At 68.5% G+C, this 20,693-nt stretch carries 8 protein-coding genes; 7 read left to right on the top strand and 1 reads right to left on the bottom strand.

The genetic code is table 11. The features are described from left to right. Nucleotides 1-82: 82 nt before the first annotated feature. Nucleotides 83-1,141, bottom strand: a complete 1,059-nt coding sequence (locus tag ACFWPH_RS23505; RefSeq protein WP_378754293.1) for an amidohydrolase family protein — start codon at nucleotides 1,139-1,141, stop codon at nucleotides 83-85. A 410-nt stretch (nucleotides 1,142-1,551) separates the two neighbouring features. Here ACFWPH_RS23505 and ACFWPH_RS23500 point away from each other — a divergent pair, with 410 nt between their 5' ends. The 7 genes from ACFWPH_RS23500 to ACFWPH_RS23470 all read left to right on the top strand — a co-directional run bounded on the left by ACFWPH_RS23500 (nucleotide 1,552) and on the right by ACFWPH_RS23470 (nucleotide 20,649). Beyond that, nucleotides 1,552-2,871, top strand: a complete 1,320-nt coding sequence (locus ACFWPH_RS23500; RefSeq protein WP_378754292.1) for a DUF2157 domain-containing protein — start codon at nucleotides 1,552-1,554, stop codon at nucleotides 2,869-2,871. A gap of 231 nt (nucleotides 2,872-3,102) precedes the next feature. Continuing rightward, nucleotides 3,103-4,602, top strand: a complete 1,500-nt coding sequence (locus ACFWPH_RS23495; protein ID WP_378754291.1) for a CoA-acylating methylmalonate-semialdehyde dehydrogenase — start codon at nucleotides 3,103-3,105, stop codon at nucleotides 4,600-4,602. A 2-nt stretch (nucleotides 4,603-4,604) separates the two neighbouring features. Beyond that, nucleotides 4,605-5,756 (top strand): acyl-CoA dehydrogenase family protein, encoded by a 1,152-nt coding sequence (locus tag ACFWPH_RS23490; protein WP_378754290.1) that lies wholly within the window; start codon nucleotides 4,605-4,607, stop codon nucleotides 5,754-5,756. A gap of 37 nt (nucleotides 5,757-5,793) precedes the next feature. Then, nucleotides 5,794-6,882: an enoyl-CoA hydratase/isomerase family protein gene (locus tag ACFWPH_RS23485; RefSeq protein WP_378754289.1), complete on the top strand. Its 1,089-nt coding sequence runs from the start codon at nucleotides 5,794-5,796 to the stop codon at nucleotides 6,880-6,882. Next, nucleotides 6,879-7,781 (top strand): 3-hydroxyisobutyrate dehydrogenase, encoded by a 903-nt coding sequence (gene mmsB, locus ACFWPH_RS23480; protein WP_378754288.1) that lies wholly within the window; start codon nucleotides 6,879-6,881, stop codon nucleotides 7,779-7,781. The genes ACFWPH_RS23485 and mmsB overlap by 4 nt, the downstream gene beginning before the upstream one ends. Nucleotides 7,782-8,005: 224 nt before the next feature. Continuing rightward, nucleotides 8,006-20,077 carry a toxin glutamine deamidase domain-containing protein gene (locus ACFWPH_RS23475; protein ID WP_378754287.1) on the top strand — a complete coding sequence of 4,024 codons (12,072 nt, stop codon included), beginning with the start codon at nucleotides 8,006-8,008 and terminating at the stop codon, nucleotides 20,075-20,077. A gap of 29 nt (nucleotides 20,078-20,106) precedes the next feature. Beyond that, the gene (locus ACFWPH_RS23470) at nucleotides 20,107-20,649 is read left to right on the top strand and encodes a hypothetical protein (RefSeq protein ID WP_378754286.1); all 543 of its coding nucleotides are present in this window, start codon (nucleotides 20,107-20,109) and stop codon (nucleotides 20,647-20,649) included. Nucleotides 20,650-20,693 lie beyond the last annotated feature (44 nt).

Raw genomic sequence — 20,693 nt, 5'->3', positions numbered from 1 at the left:
CCGAGGCCGGTGAGCGACCGCGACGGTTGGCGCCGAAGTGATGAACCGAGCACCCTGCAAGTGATCCGGCCGTTGCCGCGGCTCAATCCAGCCGGTAGACCCGCTGTGCATTCGTGCGGAAAACCTTCTCCAGCGGTGCGGAATCCCCGAGGTGTTCGGCCAGGACGGTCGCGACGGCTTCCGCGCTGTTGGTGATCGAGGTGATCGGGCGGTCGACCGGGAAGTTGGACCCCCAGATGAGGCGGTCGGCGCCGAAGGTGTCGGCGGCGTGCCGCAGCAGCGGGCCGATGCGGCCGGTGAGTTCGGCGACCGGCGTCGGGGTGCCCGCGCGCGGTACCGGATGCCCGAGAATCGGCATCATCAAGCCGCTGACCTTCCCCACCACATTCGGGGATTCGGCCAGATCGGCGATATCGGTGCGCCAGCGTTCGAGTATTCCGGTGCGCGCTCCGGTATCGCGGCCGGTGTGTTTACCGACCGGGCCGAAGATCCCGGCGGGCGTGCCCAGGTGGTTCAGGATGATCGTGGCTTCCGGATAGCGCTGGGCGAGCGCGGTCACCTCCGGGATCTGATGCGAGTACACCCAGGCCTCGAAGACCAGATCGCGTTCGGCGAGGGCGGCGAAACCCTCGAGGAATGCCGGGCTGCGCAAGATGTTCGGTCCCTCGGCGAAACTACGGATTCCGGTATCCGGGTGGTGGGCGACCCTACTACGGATACCGCGCACCAGCGGCGAGGCCGACAGGTGGGCCTCGAGAAGTTCGGCGAAACCCGGATCGGCCGGGGAACCGCCCCCACTGACCGCCGCGAGTGCGGGGGTGTCCACACCGAACGGCAAGGCGGTGACCCAGCGGGTTTCCTCGGCCTTCGGCCCTGCCCACTCGACCTCGATATGCACCACCGATTCGACCGGTACCGCACCGGCGTCGGTGCGGTAGTCGGCGGGCAGATACGGACCCAGATACGCCGACGGCTCGCCGATGAACTCCCGGTCCCGCCGCGGCGCCAGCCGCACGGCGAGCCCCAGGGGCAGTGGGAGGGCGCGCAGCAGTTTGGCCGTACGACTGAACTCGCGCGGATTGCCGAACGGGTCCCACTGATGGATATGCGCGTCGATGATCCGGATATCGCCGATGTCCACAGCGCTGCCTTCCTGCGATGATCGTCGGTTCGCGGGCCCGAGCGTAGCGCGTGACCAGCGCCGGTGGGCGGGTTTGATCTCGCGCCGCGAAAGTCGGGGGCCGGGGCGGCATACTGGGTGCTGTGGCCGAACAGGATTCGGCGCCGGAAGCGTCGCCGCAGCGTTCCCGGGGTGAGTCGAGCCCTGCTGTCCCGGAGGTGCCGAGCGCGGGTGATCCGGGTGCACCGGGCAACCGTGGCAGCGGCGAGTCTTGCACTACCGGGCAGTCGGATGCGGAATTCGGGGCCGGAACCCACGCCACCACATCGTCGGCCGGAGCCGATCACAGTTCTTCAGCCCCGGAACCCACCGCAGGCAGGTCTGGGCCTGGCCCCGGCGCCGGTGAGCGACCGGCGGTCTCCGCCGCCGAGGTGGGAACGCGCGGAGAGCCGGGCCGGATCGAAACCCGCGGCGGTGAGTCACCGGCCGGTCCCGGCGACAACAAGGCTCTCGCCGGGACCGGTGGAGAGGAACTCGCTATCGGTGGTGGCAGCATGTCGCCCGGGGGCGGTGGGGTCTCCTCTGGTTTCGGTGGGCTCCGGCGCCTGGTGGGCGTGCGACGCAAGAATCCGGCGACCGTCACCGGTGGCGGCACCGATTCCGGTCGTGGGCGATCGAAATCCGGAGCGGACAGCGGAATGACACCCGAAGCCAGCGGCGGCGATGACCGAACCGCACAGAACCGCGTTGCGGCGTCTACAGGGCACGTATCTGCGCAGGTCCCGCAGTCCCTTGTCGATCTGGTGCGCCGGGGTGTTCTCGACGAAACCCAGTTGGGAGCGGTGGTGACGGCGCTGGCCGAGCCGGAGCCCCGGCCCACACCGGCGCGGTTGCTCGCCGAGATCGCGGCCTATGCGGGTGCCGGGTTGTTGCTGAGTGGTTTGGTGCTGGTCCTCGCCGAGTCCTGGGACGATATGGCGAAGCTCGGCCGGTTCGTTTTGTTCGTTTTGGTTGCGGTGGGTTTGACGGTGGCCGGTGTGGCGACCGCGGGCGGGTGGTCGGTGCTCTTCCGGCCGGCGTGGCGCCGGCCTGCCTCCACCGGTCATACCGCGCGTACGCGGCTCGCGGCGGTGTTGTTCGCGCTGGCGGCGGTGAGTATCGCGGCCGCGGCCGGGGCGATCCTGGACGACGGGAACGACACCACCGATCTCACCTGGGTGTATGCCGCCGTGGCCGGGCTGGTCGCCGCTGTCGCCGGGTATGCCGCGTTGCCCTCGTTGCTCGGGTTGCTGCTGTGCGCCGGATTCAGCGCCGCCTCGGTATCGGGCTTGCTGGACGAGGTACTGGGGCTCGACGACCTGACCGGTCCGGGACTGCTCGTGCTCGGTTTCGGCTGGCTCGGCATGACCCGGTTGGGTGCCGTTCTCGAGCGGTGGGCCGGTTATGTGGCCGGGGTGGTGCTGGCGGTGGCCGGGGCCCAGACCGTCGATATGTCCGATCGGATGTGGCCGGCATATGTACTCACGGCGATGGTCGCGGTGGTGTGTTTCGCTCTCTACGCCACCGATCGTTCCTGGGTGCTGAGTCTCGGCGGTGCGGCCGCGCTGACATTGGCGGCTGTGGAGGCGGTCGTGGACTGGACGGGGGAGTCGGCGGGGGCTTCCGGGGCGATTCTGGTTGTCGGTGCGGTGGTGCTGGGGATCGGTAGTTATCTGCTGACCAGGTCGGCGAAGAAGTCCGTCGAGAGATAGTTCCGCCGGGTGCGGGCTGCGGATAGGCTTGCGCAACCACACCGATGTAGGGCGGAGCGGGGTGTGTTCGCGCAGTTGGTGGATATCTTGCGGGGAAGTCTGGTTTGTCGCGGGGGCCGGGTGTATCGTTTTGCTTGGACGTCCAACTATTGGACGCCCGCAAGAATGATCTTCGTGTGACGGACGGCCGCAGCGCCGCGCCCGCCACCCCCGACACGAGGCAGGAATCGCATGGTTCGAGAACTCACACATTTCATCGGCGGGCAGCAGGTCCCCGGCACGTCCGGCCGGTTCGGCGATGTCTACGACCCCAACCTCGGCGAGGTGCAGGCCCGGGTACCGCTGGCGAGCAAATCCGAGGTCGAGCAGGTCATCGCGAATGCCGAAGCGGCGCAGCCCGCGTGGGCCGCGATGAACCCGCAGCGCCGGGCGCGGATCCTGATGAAGTTCCTGACCCTGGTCAACGACGAGATGGATTCCCTGGCCGCGCTGCTGTCCAGCGAACACGGTAAGACCATCCCGGATGCCAAGGGTGATATCCAGCGCGGGCTCGAGGTCATCGAATTCGCGGTCGGTATCCCGCACCTGCTCAAGGGCGAATACACCGAGAGCGCCGGCACCGGGATCGATGTGTACTCGATGCGGCAGCCGCTGGGTGTGGTCGCCGGGATCACCCCGTTCAACTTCCCCGCGATGATTCCGCTGTGGAAGGCCGGCCCCGCCCTGGCCTGCGGTAACGCCTTCGTGCTCAAGCCTTCCGAACGCGACCCCTCGGTCCCGCTGCGGCTCGCCGAACTGTTCCTCGAGGCCGGTCTGCCCGAGGGCGTGTTCAACGTGGTCAACGGCGACAAGGAAGCCGTCGACACCATCCTGCACGACCCGCGGATCAAGGCCGTCGGATTCGTCGGCTCCACCCCGATCGCGCAGTACATCTACGAAACCGCCACCGCCAACGGTAAACGCGCCCAGTGCTTCGGCGGCGCCAAGAACCACGCCATCGTCATGCCGGACGCCGACCTCGACGATGTCGCCGACCAGTTGATCGGCGCCGGCTACGGTTCGGCCGGTGAGCGTTGCATGGCGATCTCGGTGGCCGTACCCGTCGGGGAGGAGACCGCGAACCGGCTGGTCGAGAAGCTCACCGACCGGGTGCACAAGCTCAATATCGGGAAATCCGACGATCCGGGCGCGGACTACGGGCCGCTGGTGGGTCTCGACGGTGTGGACCGGGTGAAGAAGTACGTCCAGCAGGGTATCGACGAGGGCGCCGAACTGGTCGTGGACGGGCGCGGGCTCACCGTGGAGGGCGCGGAGAACGGCTATTTCGTCGGCGCGACCCTGTTCGACCGGGTCACCAAGGATATGTCCATCTACACCGACGAGATCTTCGGCCCGGTGCTCGGCGTGGTGCGCGCGGAAGACTACGAGGAAGCTCTCGCGCTGGCCAACGACCACGAATACGGTAACGGCGTAGCGATTTTCACCCGCGACGGTGACGCCGCCCGTAACTTCGCGGCCCGGGTCCAGGTGGGCATGGTCGGCATCAACGTCCCGATTCCCGTGCCGATCGCGTACTACACCTTCGGCGGCTGGAAGCGCTCCGGGTTCGGTGATCTGAACCAGCACGGCCCCGATTCCATCCGCTTCTACACCAAGACCAAGACGGTGACGCAGCGCTGGCCTGCCGGGCTCAAGGAGAGCAACAGCTTCGTCATCCCGACGATGGAATGACCATGTTCACTCTCGACGCCGACGAGCGGGCCATCCGCGATACCGCCCGGGAGTTCGCCGACGAATACCTGGCCCCGCACGCCGTGGAATGGGACCAGGAAAAACATTTCCCGGTGGACGTCCTGCGGAAATCGGGCGCGGTCGGGCTGGGGGGAATCTATGTGAGCGAGGAGTTCGGCGGGTCCGGGCTGCGCCGGCTGGACGCGGTGCGGATCTTCGAACAACTCGCCACCGGCTGCCCGGCCGTGGCCGCCTATATCTCCATCCACAACATGGCGGCCTGGATGATCGACGCCTACGGTGACGACGAACAGCGCCGCCGCTGGTTGCCCGGGCTCACCGCGATGGATCTGCTGGCCAGCTATGCGCTCACCGAACCGGGGGTGGGTTCCGATGCCGCGGCCATCACCACCCGCGCGGTGCGCGACGGCGACGACTACATCGTCAACGGCGCCAAACAGTTCATCTCGGGCGCGGGCAGCAACGACGTGTACGTGATGATGGTCCGCACCCAGGACACCGGTGCGCGCGGAATCTCCACCCTGGTGATCCCGGCCGACACCCCCGGCCTGGAGGTCGGCCCGAACGAGAAGAAGATGGGCTGGAACGCCCAGCCCACCCGGCAGGTGATCCTCACCGACGCCCGCGTCCCGGTGGCCAACCGGCTCGGCGCCGAGGGCGACGGTTTCCGGATCGCCATGAACGGGCTCAACGGCGGCCGGCTGAATATCGCGGCATGCTCGCTGGGCGGGGCGCAGATCGCGCTCGATAAATCCGTGCCCTACCTGGCCCAGCGCACCGCGTTCGGCGCACCGTTGCTGAACAACCAGGCCCTGCAGTTCGAACTGGCCGATATGCGGACCAAATTGGAAGCCGCCCGGACGCTGCTGTGGCGGGCCGCGGCGGCCCTGGACGCCGACGCGCCGGACAAGGTCGAACTGTGTGCCATGGCCAAACGGTTCGCCACCGACTCCGGCTTCGAGGTCGCCAACGCCGCCCTGCAATTGCACGGCGGTTACGGTTACCTGGCCGAATACGGTCTGGAGAAGATCGTCCGGGACCTGCGGGTGCATCAGATCCTGGAAGGCACCAACGAGATCATGCGCCTGGTCGTGGCCCGGTCGATGACGGCGTCCGCGGTGGGGGCGTCGTGATCGCATCGGAGTGGCAGGCGTGCGCGGAAGGAACTGTATGAGCGACGAACCCGAAGTCCTGGTCGAACAGCGTGACGGCCTGGGACTCCTCACCCTGAACCGGCCCAAGGCCATCAACGCGCTGAACCACGCCATGACGCGCACCATCACCGAGCAGTTGCGGGCCTGGGCCACCGACGATTCGGTACGCACCGTCGCCATCACCGGCGCCGGTGAACGCGGGCTGTGCGCGGGTGGCGATATCGTCGCCATCCATCACGACGCCAAGGAACAGCAGGCGGCCGGGCACGTGGGGTCGGCGGCGGATTCGGCCACCGGGAAGTTCTGGCGCGACGAATACATTCTCAACGCGCTGATCGGCCGCTTCCCGAAACCGTATGTCGCGGTGATGGACGGGATCGTGATGGGCGGTGGGGTCGGGCTGTCCGCGCACGGCAGCCACCGGATCGTCACCGAGAAGTCGACCATCGGGATGCCCGAGGTCGGGATCGGGTTCATCCCTGATGTGGGCGGCACGTATCTGCTGTCGCGGGCGCCGGGCGAACTGGGCACCCATATCGCGCTCACCACGGCGCGGATGAAGGCCGGCGATGCGATCGCCACCGGATTCGCGGACTATTACGTTCCCGCCGAGCAGATTCCGGCCCTGCTCACCACCCTGCAGACCGAATCCGCCGATATCGCGATCGCCAAATACGCGGCCGAGGCACCGGAATCGACGCTGCTCGGACAGCGGGACTGGATCGACGCCTGCTACGGCGCGGAGACGGTCGCCGAAATCGTCGCCCATCTGCAGGAGCACGCCGATACCGAGGCGAATGCGGCCGCCACCGCGATACTCGGCAAATCGCCGGTCGCGCTACAGGTCACCCTGCGCTCGCTGCGGTCGGCCCGCACGGCCACGAGCCTGGAGGCGGTGCTGAACGAGGAGTACCGCGTATCGATCGCCTCGCTGGCCTCGCACGATCTGGTCGAGGGTATTCGCGCGCAGGTGGTCGACAAGGACCGCAACCCGCAATGGTCGCCCGCGGCCCTGACCGATGTCACCACCGCCCAGGTCGACGCGTACTTCGCCGAACTGGGCGAACGGGAACTGGGTTTGACGATTCCGGAGGAAAAGCAATGAGCAAGACGATCGGTTTCCTCGGCCTCGGCCATATGGGCGGGCCCATGGCGGCGAACCTGGTCAAGGCCGGATATGAGGTGCACGCCTATGACCCGTCGGCCGCGGCGCAGGAGCAGGCCCGCAAAGACGGTGTGGCGCTGGTGGATACCGGGGTCGCGGCCGCCACCGCCCGCGATATCGTCATCACGATGCTCACCAACGGCAAGCTGGTGCGTGACGTGTATGCCGAACTGCTGCCGGTGGCGCAGCCGAACACCTTGTTCGTGGACTGCTCGACCATCGATGTCGGTGATGCCAAAGCGGCCGCGGAGGCAGCGACTGCTGCCGGGCACCGGGCACTGGACGCACCGGTATCCGGCGGTGTGTCGGGTGCGGCCGCCGGCACGCTCACCTTCATGGCCGGTGGGGCGGAAGCCGATTTCGCCGAGGCACTGCCGGTGCTCGAGGTGATGGGCGCCAAGGTAGTGCACTGCGGGGGCGCCGGGGTCGGGCAAGCGGCCAAGATCTGTAACAACATGCTGCTCGGAATCTCGATGATCGGCCTGTCCGAGGCGCTGGTGCTGGGGGAGAAGCTGGGACTGAGTCACCAGTCGTTCTTCGATGTGGTGTCCACGGCGTCCGGGCAGAGCTGGGCGCTCACCACCTACTGCCCGGTCCCCGGTCCGGTGCCGACCAGCCCGGCGAACAACGACTACCAGCCCGGGTTCGCCACCGCCCTGATGAACAAGGACCTGGGCCTGGCCGCGGAAGCCCTGCGGGCCAACGGGGTCCACGGTCGCATCGGGGAACTGGCGGCCGAGATCTACCGCGAGTTCAACGAAACCTCCGGGGGCCGGGACTTCTCGGCCATCATCACCGAGGTCCGCGAACGCAGCGGCGGTTCGCAGACCGGCAGCTGAAGCCGGGTTGATCGGGGTCCGGTCGCGCGATGTTGTCGGGCACATCACGCGACCGGGCCTGATCGGTATTGCCGGTGGGCGGTCCGCGGCAGCGGGGTGGTGAGAAGCCCCGAATTATCCTGTGCGCCATCGTTTGTTCATCGCACTCCGGTGTAATCGGGTGATCGGATTCCCGATGAGGAGGTGGCGGTGAGAAGCCCGGCAGTAGCCGCCGCCATACCACCGTGAGTCTGTATCTGCCGCCGGAGATGCGCTGGCTCGGCTGGATTGCGGGCGCGGAATGGCCGGACGGCGACGAGGACAAGGCCTGGGCGGTCTCCGATGTGTGGAAAGAAGCGGCCGAAGAACTACTCGCGCTGATCGCCGCTGTCGACGAGGCCAAAGCAGCGACGATGGCTGCCTATTCGGACGGCGACGCGCGCGCCGAAATGGGCGCTCGGTACGACCGGATGCGCAGCGGAGAATCCTCGATCGATGCGCTCGCGAAGTACATGCAGCAGACCTCGGACTCCACCTTCGATATGGGTACCGAGCTGCAGGCCGAAAAGATCACCATCATCGTCACGCTCTGCTGGCTGGCCGTCGAAATCGCGCTGGCCTGGCTTTTCCCGCCGACAGCCCCCGCCGCCGAAGCCGCGGCGGTCGGTACGAGCCGGGCGATACTGCAGGCGGTGCGGACAGCGACCCAGAAGGCCATCCAGCAGTTGGCCGCCAAGCTGGGTGCACCCACCGTGCAGCGAAGTTTCTGGCGGAGTTTGCTGGCCGGGAAACCGGCCCTGCCCACCGCCAAAGGATGGGGTGTGGTCGGTAGTGAGGTGATCCAGGGCGCCGCTGAGGAAGCGCTGATCACCGGGGCCGTCCAGGCGGGTCAGGTCGCCGACGACAAGCGCCGGGACATGAATTGGTCGGAAGTCGGCTACAGCGCGGCGGCCGGCGGTTTCGCGGAACCGATCGGTGGGGCCGTGGCGAAAGGGCTCAACAAAGGCTTCGCCGGCGGTTTCGGGTTCAACAGGAATCTCGGCGACCAACTCGATAATTGGTGGGGGCGGGCGGGGCAGAACACGGTGGTCGGGGCCATGTCGGACGGACTCGCCGGTATCGCCGGCAGCCTGTTCGTCGCCGGGATATCCGGGCAGAGCGTATCGGACACGCTCACCGGAGTAGGCGTCGCCGGCAGTTTCATCCAGGGTGGGATGGTCGGCTTGGCCGACCCCTCGACCTTCGGCCGAGCGGGGTTCGCCGGCTCGGCCGCCGGCGATTGGGGCGCCGGCGGGGGAAACGGGTTCGGGCGCAGCGGCGGGGAGGAGGAATTCGGCAACGGTTCCGGTGACGGATCCCGATCGGTTGACCAGTTCGGGCGGCAGCCCTCGCCGGGGTCCACGCAGCCGCAAAGCTTCGTCGGCGGGCAGCAGATGCCGGCGGATGGGCAGCAAGTCCTGAATCGGCCGCCGGGCTCCGGCTTCGCGGGCGGCAGCCCGGGTTCGACAGCGCCCGGGCCGTCCTCCGCGCCCGAGGCTTCGAGTTCGGTGCTTTCAGCTGTCGGCGGACATTCACCGACGGGCCCGTCCGGTAGCAGTGGCGTGCCGTCGCACGCGCCGGTGGGGCCGGCGGGCAGTGGTCCCGCTGTTGTTGAAGGTGCCGGGGGATCGAACGGCGCGGGCGGTGCAGACGGCGAATCGCCGTTCGCGGGACCGGGGACACAGGCCGGGGACTCGGAGAACGGGCACGAAGCCGCGGACACGATAACGGGGCAGGAGCAGCAGACGCACCGAGACCGGCCGGGCGAAACGGGTAATTCCGGGGACGGTGAACATCCGGGGACGAGCGGACAGCAGGCGGACGAGCCGGGCTCGGGCCCCGGTGCCACCTCGACCGGTCCGCCGGCCGGCGGAGAAACGGGTGATCAATTCCGCGGCACCCCGGATCCCGGCGCGCAGTCGTTCCAGGCGAGTGGACCGCCGGCCCCCGGGGCGTCCGGTCCGGCTCCTGCTTCCGGCCCGGTTCAGCCCCCCGTCTCGGCCCAGACGGCCGGCATGACACCGGTGTCCGGGCTCGCCTCGAATCCCGGAGCTGCCCAATCCGCCGGACCGGGACAGACGACCGCGGGGGTACAAGCCGGTCGCCCGGAATCGCCTACCGGGGAATCAAGTGCCGCTGACCGTCCGGGAACCACGGCCGGTCTGCCGGATACGGCCGCCGCGTCGCCGGAAGCCCAGCAGAATCGTCAGGTACCGGTACCGGAGACCGCGTCGCCGGGTTCGACCGCCGAAACCAGCCGACCGGAGCCGCCGGACACCGGATTGTCCGAGGTGACCGGCGATGCCGACTGGGCGGACCTGATCGGTGGTGATCTCCCGGGCGATCTGGAATCACGATGGACACCACAGGCCTTCGAGGCCATGATTTCGATCCACCCGGCCGGGACCACCGCAACGCCGACCGGTTTCGGGGGCGGGAGCCGCGGCACGGTACCCGCGGGCCCCGCGCCTGCGACCCCCACTCAACTCGGGCAGCAGCCGATGGCGAACCCGAGTTCCCCTGCACAGCTGACGAACTCGCCGGCTGCTCCCGCGCAGCACTCGAATCCGCTGAATACCTCGAATCACGGTTCGGGCGGAGCGCAGCCTGGAGCGACGGTGCCGAAGCAGCCACAAGCCGGGGCGAATCATCCGCGGCTCGGATCGGATCACCTGGAGGCCGGGTCCGGTCAGCCGCCGGCCGGGCCCCATCGGCCGGAGCCTCGACCGGTTCAGGTGCCGGCCGGGCCGGATCGGAGCGGGGCGCAGTCCTCGTCCGCGGAGGGCGATCCGGGCCGGCCCAAACGAGCGCACTTCGAGACCGAACCGAGCCCGGAACCGCCACCCAAGCGGACGCGCGCCGCGGAATCGGCATCGGGTAGTCCACAGCCGGGCGAACAGGAAACCGGTTCGGAAGATGCGGAGCCGACACCGGTACTCGTACCGGCCGACAGCGGATCACAGCGGCAGTCGCCCGCACAGCAGAGTCCGCGGGCTTCCCCCTCGCCACGCGATTCCGAAGCGGAGGAGTCCAAAGGGGAGGAATCGGACTGGGAAGGCTGGACGGATCCGGAATCGGAAGCGGAGACCGCACCGGAGCCGCCGCTGTTCGGCCGGCCGGAACCGCCGATGGTGCTGGGCAATCCCCGGCAGTCCCGTGCGTACGGACCGGGTCTGCTGGCACCTCTGGAAGATCCGCAGCTACAGCAGGGCCTCGAGGACGCGTTGCGCGGTGCGGACGGGACCTTTGTGCGCTACGCCGATCCGCGTACCCATCCGGCCGGCGGGACCCCTTACGGCCGGATGATCAACCCCGGAATATCCGGAAATGCCTCTCGCGGCAACAACTGTGCCGAGGCCGCGTTGGCCGGGCTGGCCGGTTTCTACGGTGTGCCCATGGTCGCCGCACCCCGGTTCCCGGATGTGGTGAACGGTGTCGTCGACCGCCGTGCCGGTGAGCAGGGAAGTCCGCAGCGGGTTTTCCAGATGTTGCGTACCGGTCAGGAGAGCTACGAGGACGGCCGGCCCGTCCCGGAGCAGTACATCGCGATGGACAACTGGATACGGCACCTCGGCCCGGGTTCGGCCGCGTACGTGACCAGTATGTGGAAGAAGATCGATCCGGCCACCGGCGACCCCTATCCGGACGACGGTTCGGTGATCTTCGAAGCGCACACCACGTTGATCGTTTATCCGGAAGGTGCCGAGGGACCGGTGTGGTGGGACCCGCAGTCGGGTGAGATGACCCTCGGACCGTCACCGGAGATGGTCGACCGCAGCGCTGGGGTGGCCTTCATCCCCATTCCAGGCGATCGGGTCATCGCCGCGGAGCCGGACCCCGGCACCGCGTTGCCCGCTCCGGTTCCGTACCGACCGCCGACCGGGCCGGTGGTTGCGCCGACCGCCCAGTCCGCCGCGGTGCCGCCCTTGCAGCTACCGGATCCGGCGGCGAACCGCATATTCGGCCCGGGAAATTCGAACCCGGACCTGCATCCCGGGCTGCAGCAGGCGCTCGAAAGCGCGCTGGGGGACGGCTCCGGCGGTTTCGTCGAGGGTGCTCATCCGGGTACTCATCCCTCGACCGCGGTCCCGTACGGGTTGCTGGTCAATGGCGGTGGCCCGCATGTCCCGGGACGTCGGAGCAACTATTTCGATGCCGCGCTTTCGGGGCTCTCGTCGTTCCTCGGGAAACCGCGGGTCGCCGCAGCGCGGCTTCCCGACAGTGCGCTGGGTCCCGGCAGCAGGGCAGCGGACACCGACAGCGCCCGGCGGGCGGTGCGATGGGCCGGCGGGAACCTGCACCGGTTCCCGGCCGAGCAGTCGGTGACGCAGCAATTCGCGAATCTGCACAACTGGATGCAGCATCTCGGACCCGGTTCGGCCGCATTGGTTCTCAGCGCGGTGCCGGAGCGGGATCCGGCGACCGGGACGATTCTGCGGGATCTGCGGAACGAACCGGTGATCCGGATCCATCCCACAGTCGTCGTATACCCTCCGGCCGCATCCGGTCCGGTGTGGTGGAACGCGGTGACCGGCGAGACCTGGGACCACCCACCCGCCGACCTGATCGCGATAACCGGCAGACTCCGTTTCATCCCGATTCCGCCCGGTAGCACGATCGTGGAACCGGCTGCGCCGTCCCCGGCCGGAACGTCGGCTCAGCCGTCACCGCGGAATCCGACCGGAACGCATGGTGACCTTCAAGGCGTTCCGGACCCCACCGGCCCGCCATCGCACCCGGGAGAACCAACCCGCCGGATCCTCGAGCCAACCGGGGGGCCCACCCTGGGGGACGCACCTCCGCAGGCGGCACCATCGGCGATCGAGTACACCCCGATGCCGGAGGTCGTCGAGGCTCCGGAGACCGTTACCCCACCGATTCCGGCCCGGCCGCCGGCAGTCGAAGCCATTCCTCCCGCAACCGAGTCGTTCGTGCCGGCGCGGGAACTCGTGGAGTTGCCGGCGGCCGAGACAGTGCCGTTCGAACAGCGGCAGCCGTCGCGGGATCCGGGTCCGGATGTTGCCGAGGCGCCGGGGTCGGCCCCCACCAGGGAGGTTCATGCGGAGCTACCGGCGTCCGAACCGGTTCCGGGCCAAAGGTCCGTGACACAGGCGGAAACACCTGCCGCGGCGACGGCGACGGTGCGGACACCCGAACTCGACGAGGGGTTCATAGGGGCGGACGGGTATCGGCAGTTCTCGTCCGACGAGGCCGGCGACCGGTACGGCGAGAACCACCTGGGTGCCGAATTCCGCCGTCTCCCGGCCGAGCAGCAGACCGCGGTCCGCAAGTACGTCGCCGAATCCTTCACGGTCAACAATGTGTTGCGCGACGGCGCTCCGGACCGGGAGCCGTTCTTCACCCGCGTGCGTGATTCCGCGGCGGCACTCGCCACGCTCTACGAGCTCGCCGGGGGCGCGCTACCGGCCCGTGCCGATCTGGAACGGATCGGTCAGAATCCGGAGCTCACACCGCGACAGCGGACCGTGATCGACACTGCGCTCGCCGAGCCGGACCTCGATTCCCATGTGGAGCAGCTGACCGCCGATCAGGACACGCTGTCCCGGTTGACCGCTTATCTCGGTACCGCGCCTTCGCAGTCCGCGTTCGACCACCGGATCACCGATCTGAACACCGCGCTCGAGCGGCCGATCCCGGGTGGTCCCGTTCGGGCGGTTCGTGGAGTCAACGACCTGTCGTTCATGGTCACCGCCGACGGCACGCCGTTGGGCGGGCGGGATCCGCGACTGCTGGCAGGCACCACGCAGCAGGAACCGGCGTACCTGTCCACCTCCCTCGGCGTGGTTCCGGCCTTTCCGGGCACCGTCCGGATCGAACTGGATCTGCCGGAAGGTACGCACGGCCTGTGGCTGGGACGCAACGGTCGTTACGGCTACGAGCGGGAACTGCTGCTCCCCCGGGGAACCCGATACCGGATCTCCGAGGTTGTCGCGAACCCGGCCGGTGACTACGGCAATATCCGCCCGGAATTCCTGATCCGCGCGACGGTACTACCGCCGGAATCGGCGCCCGGCACCTCATCCCGGGGCCAGGACGGGGATTCGCACCGTTCGCCGGTGGCCGGCAACCGGCCTGCGGATGCGGAGTCGGGCGGATTGATCCCGGTGCAGCCGCAGGCTGTGGAGTCGAATGGGTTGATTCCGGTGGGGTCGCCGAGCCGGGCAGACGGGGAGCCGAGTGGGTTGATCCCCGCGGTCTCCCGAGCTCCGGTGGATGGAGCGTCGGGTGGGCCCGTTCCGGCCGGCCCCGCGGCAACCGAGGAAGGTTCGGCCGGGCTGATCCCGGTGGAATCGTCGCGGCACGAGCTCTTGCGCCCGCCTGTCGAGGAGCCGGGGCACGAGTTGGCCGGTGCGGATGTGCGGCACGAGTTGGCCGGTGCGGACCTACGGCACGAGTTGCCCGGGGACGGATTGCCGCATGAACTGCCGGCAGGGGAACAGCGGCAGGAACTTCCAGGAGCAGGGACGGTTTCCGATGAACCGCGCGGGGATGAGGACCGCGGCGGTGGTGAGCGGCCACTGACACCTGCCGAGCTCGGACCGCGCAGCGTCGAGCCGGCCGATATCCCGGTCGGTGCTCCGCTCGACGATTCCCCGGCCGCGAAGAGGCCGCGACTGGAGGAGCCGGACCCGGCCGAGCGGTCTCCGGGTTCGCAGCAGGATGTCGCCCCGCGACCGCGATCGGACCGCCCCTGGCCACCGATGGTGCTCTCGAACGGCACCGATGCCCGCGCCTACGGACTGGGTTGGCTGTCCCCGCTGGAGGATCCGGGGGCGCAGACACGGCTCGAGAACGCAATGCGCGATGCCGAGGGCAATTTCGTCCGGTATGCCGACCCGCGCAGTTTCCCGGCAAACGGGACCCCCTACGGCGAGCTGATCAACCCCGGAGGTACTTCGGCAACCGGACGGAACAAGAATTGCCTGGAATGTTCGGTGACGGGTCTGATGACCTTCCTTGGCCGGCCACAGGTAGCGCTACCCCGCTTCACCAGGATCGTCGACGGCGTGGCCGATTCCGGCGGATCCGACGGCCTGGACCAGACCCGGCTCTACGAGATGCTCGGCAACCAGCCCAACGATTTCGACGACGGTAGCCGCACGATCACCCAACAGTTCCTCGCGATCCACGAGTACATCAAGAATCTCGGGCCGGGGTCGGCGGCGTACGTCACGTTCCACTGGCAGCCGATGGATCCCAGGACGGGTCGCGGGATGCACCGGAACGGCCGGCCGGTGCTGAGCGGGCATGCGACCTTGGTTGTCTACCCGGTGGGAGCGAAAGGCCCGCTGTGGTGGGACCCGCAGGGGAATATTGTCACGGAAAAACCCTCGCTCCGGTTGGTCCACAGCACACGGTGGGTCGGGTTCGTCCCGGTCCCGCCGGGCCGCTCGGTGCAGGAAAGTTTCGCCTCCGCGGGGCCGGTGCGGCCGCAACCGACCGCCCCGGTTCCGGTTCCGGAGGTGGTGATCGCGCCGGAGCACGAGCGGCCGGACCCACCGCAGCGGCTGCCCGACCCCGCCGTGGGCCGCCGGATCGGTCCGGGCGAATTGCGTGAGGTCGAACATCCCGGATTCCAGAAGGCGCTCGAGGACGCCCTTCGCGGCGACGACGGCAGCTTTGTAGTGGGTGCGGACCCACGCACCTATCCGCGACCGGAGCGTCCGTACGGGAAACTGGTCAATCCAGGCGGCGGCGTCCTCAAAGGCCGCGGCACCAATGCATTCGACGCCGCCCTCTCGGGACTCGCGACATTCCTCGGCAAACCGGAGGTCGCCGCGCCTCGGCAGACCGACCCGGCGGACCCCGGTAACGACCGTGTGGACGAGCGGAACGGCCGGGACCGGGCGGTGCAGTGGCTGGGCAGCGAACCCACAGGATTCGACCCGTCGCTCCCGATGGACGAGCAGTACGCGGCGCTGCACAAATGGGTGGGATTCCGCGGCCCCGGCTCGGCGGCCTTGGTGCTCAGTGCGAAACCCGAGGTGGATCGGCAGACCGGTGCGCCGGTGCGGACCCCGGACGGGAAGAGCGCGGTGGGGTCGCCGGAGCCTTCGCTGGTCGTATACCCACGCAACGGTTCAGGCCCCGTGTGGTGGAATCCGCTCACCGGTAAGACTTCGCCGACACCACCGCGATCTCTCGTCGGCGACACCACCGCGCTGTCCTTTGTCGCCATACCGCCGGGGCGGACGATCGGCCCCGAGCCGGAGGGGGCCACGACGGGACAGCGGACCGAAAACGTGGGCCGGACCGAGCCGCCGGCCCCGAGCGCCGGCAGCGACCTCATCGCCCAGGGCCGGCTCGCGGCACCGGACGCCGATCGGGAATCCGTGGAACCGCCTACGGATATGCCGTCAGCACAGTACGTCTCCCGGGCGGACCCGGCGGGCGCACCCGTACCGCTACGCCGCAGGTTCCAGGCCCGGCCGGGTCGGTCGGCTGCAGCAGACGCCCCGGCGGCCCGGCCGACGGTGCCGAGGGCTACCGCGGACACTTTCCTTACCGACAACCCAGCAGGAGTGATCGATGGATCTGCCGCTACAGACAGAGGACCAGGTGCGCGCGTACCTGCGGGCGGCGCTCCCGGGCGGCGACCGGTATCTGGTCGGCCGGATGCCGGTGGGCGCCTGGCTGCTCCAACCGGTGCCGACGCCGGAGGAGGAGGCGACCGGCGCGGCCATCGGAATGTCGTGCCTGGTGGTGAACGCGGACACGGGAGTGATCCTGCAGTATCCGAGCTGGCCGGGCTCGATGGTGATGGACGACTACACCGAAGCGGTGACGAACGACCGGAATCCGTCGGCCCGGCAGATCTATCCTCGGCAGACCCGGGTCGAACTACTGCGGATCGCGGAGAATCCGGATCACATCGAATACCGGGTCGGCGTCCGTTCGGAGCTGAAACCACCCGAGCAGTTCTCGATGGTGATCGACAAGTCGACCCGGCTACCGCGGCCGACGACCAGCGACGCGATGGTGGGCGCGGCCTGGGCGGGGTGGCGGCAGGAACAGGACGGGGCGTGGCCGGAGATGGGGACCACGGAGTACTGAACCCGGCCGAGCCCCGGCCGGCGACCGCACCGCAGTTCACTCCGGAGCAGTCGGCCCTGATCCCGCAGCCTGCGCACGAGCGCAACCCCGCGCGCTGGGGTCCATTGGAAAAGGCCGATTATCAGGCAGGCCTGGAAGCCGCCGTCTATGACGGCGCGGGTGGCTTCGTGCAATTCGCCCATCCCGCAACGACCGTGGTGCCCGGCGGTGCACCGCTGATCGAACTGATCAACGGACCCGGGGCCTCGGCGCGTGGCCGTGACGACAACTGCGAGGACTGCGTCCTGTCGTTACTGGCGACGTTCCTCGGTAAACCGCAGGTCGCTGCGCCCGCCATCGGACCGCACGAACGCGATATGGGAAACCGTGGCCAGGCCCGCGCCGAGCGGTTACTGGGTTCGCAGATGGTGCGCTACGACGACGGTACTCGGACGATCGAGGAGCAATACCGGCTCGCGCACGACCGGATCGCTGCCCTCGGGCCCGGCGCGATGGCATACGTCGTCGCCGTATGGCACGAGCGCGACAATAATGGGCACAAGGTCTACGACAGGGGTGGCGAACCCCGGGTCGCCGGATCCCACTCGTTCGGGGTGGTGTTTCCCGCCGGTGCGGACGGGCCGGTGTGGTGTGACCCGCAGGTCGGCGGGATCTCGGATGCGCCGATGGCCCGATATATCCGCGATACGGCCATGGTCGGGTTCGTCATCTCCACCCCGCAACGGGTACTCGCGGCGGCCCGGACGCGAGCGGATCTGGAGTCGGCGCTCAGCGACGGCAACGGCGGTTTCGTGCCGTACACGGACCCACGGTCGTACCGGAAGCTCGTGACGGACAACAGCTTCGGAACCGATGCCCGCATCAGTATGTACCGCGCCGGTATCGCGGGCGCCGCCTCCTTCCTCGGCAGCCCGCGCTTCGCCGCGCCGGCCTGGAACGATATCGAAGCCGACGGCGGGCCGCGCGCACTGCACAAGCTCCACGAAGAAGGACGCACCGAAGTAGAGCATTTCTTCCAGAAGAGTATGCGTACGCTCGACAACGGCCGTCGCACGATAACGCGCCAACTGGACCTCATCCATGAGCGGATCGCCGATCTGGGGCCGGAATCGGTCGCTCTGGTCGAGGTTTCGCATCGCCGGGTCGCCGAGGTGGTCGCGGACGAATGTCTGCTGCTGATCTATCCGGGCGGGCCGTCGGCGGCGCCGGTGTGGTGGGACCCGGTGAAAGGCGCGACTTACCGGCACGAGACGGTGACGATGCTCCTGGACCAGCCCGCGACGGACAGTATCTTGTACGTCACGGCCACGGCGGGCGATCTGATCGCCGGGAATCTTTCGGCACTGCTGGTAGCGCCTGCGCACCAAGGGTTCTCCGGAAGTACGGTCACGGATATGTGGGCCGCCGGCGCATCGCCTCGAGCGGCCGATACCGCGGAAATACCGGAGGCTTCCGCTGGGCCCCGACCGGCCCCGGCCCTGCTGCCACCTGCACAGTTGAGCGCGATATCGGAATCCGCGCTCGAACGTATGCCCGGTCGGTGGGGGGTACTGGAAAACTATCAGCACCAGTTGGATCTCGAGACCGCGATCAGCGACGACGACGATGATTTCGTGGCATTCAGGCATCCGGGCGACGAGTCGGTACCCGGCGGATATCCGTACATCGAGCTGATCAACGGTCCGGGGATGGCGGCGCCCGGCCGAAACGAGAACTGTGAGGATTGCGTCGCCGCGCTGCTCTCCACCTTCCTGGGAAAGCCGCAGGTCGCTCTCCCTGCCGTCGGTCCGCCGGGGCGAGACCGGGGCAGCCACGGGATCGTGAAGGCCGAGCGGTTCCTGGGTTCGCAGGTGGTGTTCTTCGGGTGGGAAGGACAGTCGATCGCGGAACAGTACCGCTCGGCGCACCACCGAATCGCCGCGCTCGGTCCGGGCACGATGGCCGACGTTTCCATCCAATGGCAGGACACCGACGATCAAGGGCGCAAACGGTACAACGCCGACGGCACCCCCGTGCGCGGGGACCAGCATGCGATAGCGGTGGTGTTCCCGGCAGACGCGTCCGGCCCGGTCTGGTGCGACCCGCAGAACGGCAGGACCTACGACTTCCCGACGCCGACGATGATCGACTGCACTCTCGCCGTCGCCTTCGTCATCTCCACACCGCAGCGGGTCGTGCAGGCCGCCGAGCATCGGGCGAAGCTGACGGCCGCGCTCGACGACGGCGCCGGCGGGGTCGCAATATTCCGGCATCCGGGTGGGTACAAACAGCTGATTGCGTACAACCGGTTCGATCCCGCGCAGTGCCAGCACAGCATCTACCGGGTGGGTCTCGCGGCCGCGGCGACCTTCCTCGGCAGGCCGCGGTTCGCGGCGCCCAGCTGGAACGACGTCAATACCGGTGGCCGGCCCAGTGTTCCGCAAGTGCTCGACAGCGGCGGCCGTCGAGATGTGGAGGAATTCTTCCGGGGACCGCTGCAGACCTTGCAGCCGGCGGACGCGCCGATGGCCGAGCAGCTCGGCTTCCTCCACGAGCTGATCCAGCAGCCCCGGTTCGGCACGGGGTCGGTGGTATTCGTCGAATTGACGCACCGCTACCAGTTACCCGGTGCCGGCGGCTACGAGGTCGCAGATCAGTGCCTGCTGCTGGTGTATCCGGAATCCGGGGCGCAGCCTTCCGAACCGGTGTGGTGGGACCCGCTGACCGGGACGGTCTACAACCACGAGGCCCTTACCCAGACCGTCGCTACCGATGCCGTCGCCATGATGTTCGCCGCCGCCACGGCCGACACTCTGATCAACGGCAATTTCACGCCCACGCCCAGCAGTTCCACCGCAAGCAGCCCGTACGGACCACCGGATTCCCCGTCGCAGGCTCGGACCGGCGGCGGCGTCGACCATCCGAGGCCGGTGCTGCCGGAAGCGCATATCGCCGAGACGGTCGATGGGGCGGAGAAGCCGGTGGATACGCGGCCGCCGGGCTACCGAGGCCACGGCCGCATACAGCGGCGCCGCCCAATCGAATGGGTACTGCCGACCGGTTTCCGGGCCCCCGGCGCCCCGGAGTCTTGGCTTCCGGCCGGCTCCGTCCCGGCGGGAACGGGCGACGAGCAGGGTAGTTCCGCAGACGGGCCCGGAGCCGCCGCCGCACTGCCGGAGGTGGATATCCCGTTCACGCTGGGCACGGACCCGCCCCCGGAATGAGCGGGTCACGCACGAATGAAAGGACTGGTATGTCACCCCAGTTGGACACCCCGGAAGAAGTACGCCGCTATCTCGCCGAGATCTTCGGTACGGAGCGTGAATACTCGATCCTTCCCACCGAATTCGCGTGGGTGTTCCGCCCCGTCCGCACCGCGGCGGAGGGCGGCGATATCGGATACCGCGCGGGTAACTACGTGGTCGACCGGGCGACCGGCGTGATCACCACGGCCGGCAGCCTGGCGCCGGCAATCATCGCGGAAGACTACGACGCCGGGATCCGCACGGGCAGGCCCCGCGCGGGTTATCAGATCTATCCACCGACCTGGGATATTCGTGCCGAACTCGTCGAGGACGGGCCCGACCGGGTGCGATACCGGGTTCGTGGACACTCGTTACGGGCACCACAGGCGGGACCGCCGATCGACCATATGCTCATCATCGATCGGCAAACGCTCGACTACCGGACCGATGTGGGGGAGATCCATCCGGTGGTGACCAACCTGGTGATCTGGGCCTTCGAGCAGCACCGGCGCGACGGAAGCTGGCCCTCCACAGCAGAATTGCGAGCATAGGGCCGCAGTGGCATACGGCCGGCGAACATCCCGCGGTAGGGAAT

This window comes from Nocardia sp. NPDC058499 (assembly GCF_042719915.1).
Taxonomy (GTDB): domain Bacteria; phylum Actinomycetota; class Actinomycetes; order Mycobacteriales; family Mycobacteriaceae; genus Nocardia.
Note: the sequence above shows the minus strand (reverse complement) of the source record. Positions and strands in the feature narration are given on the sequence as shown.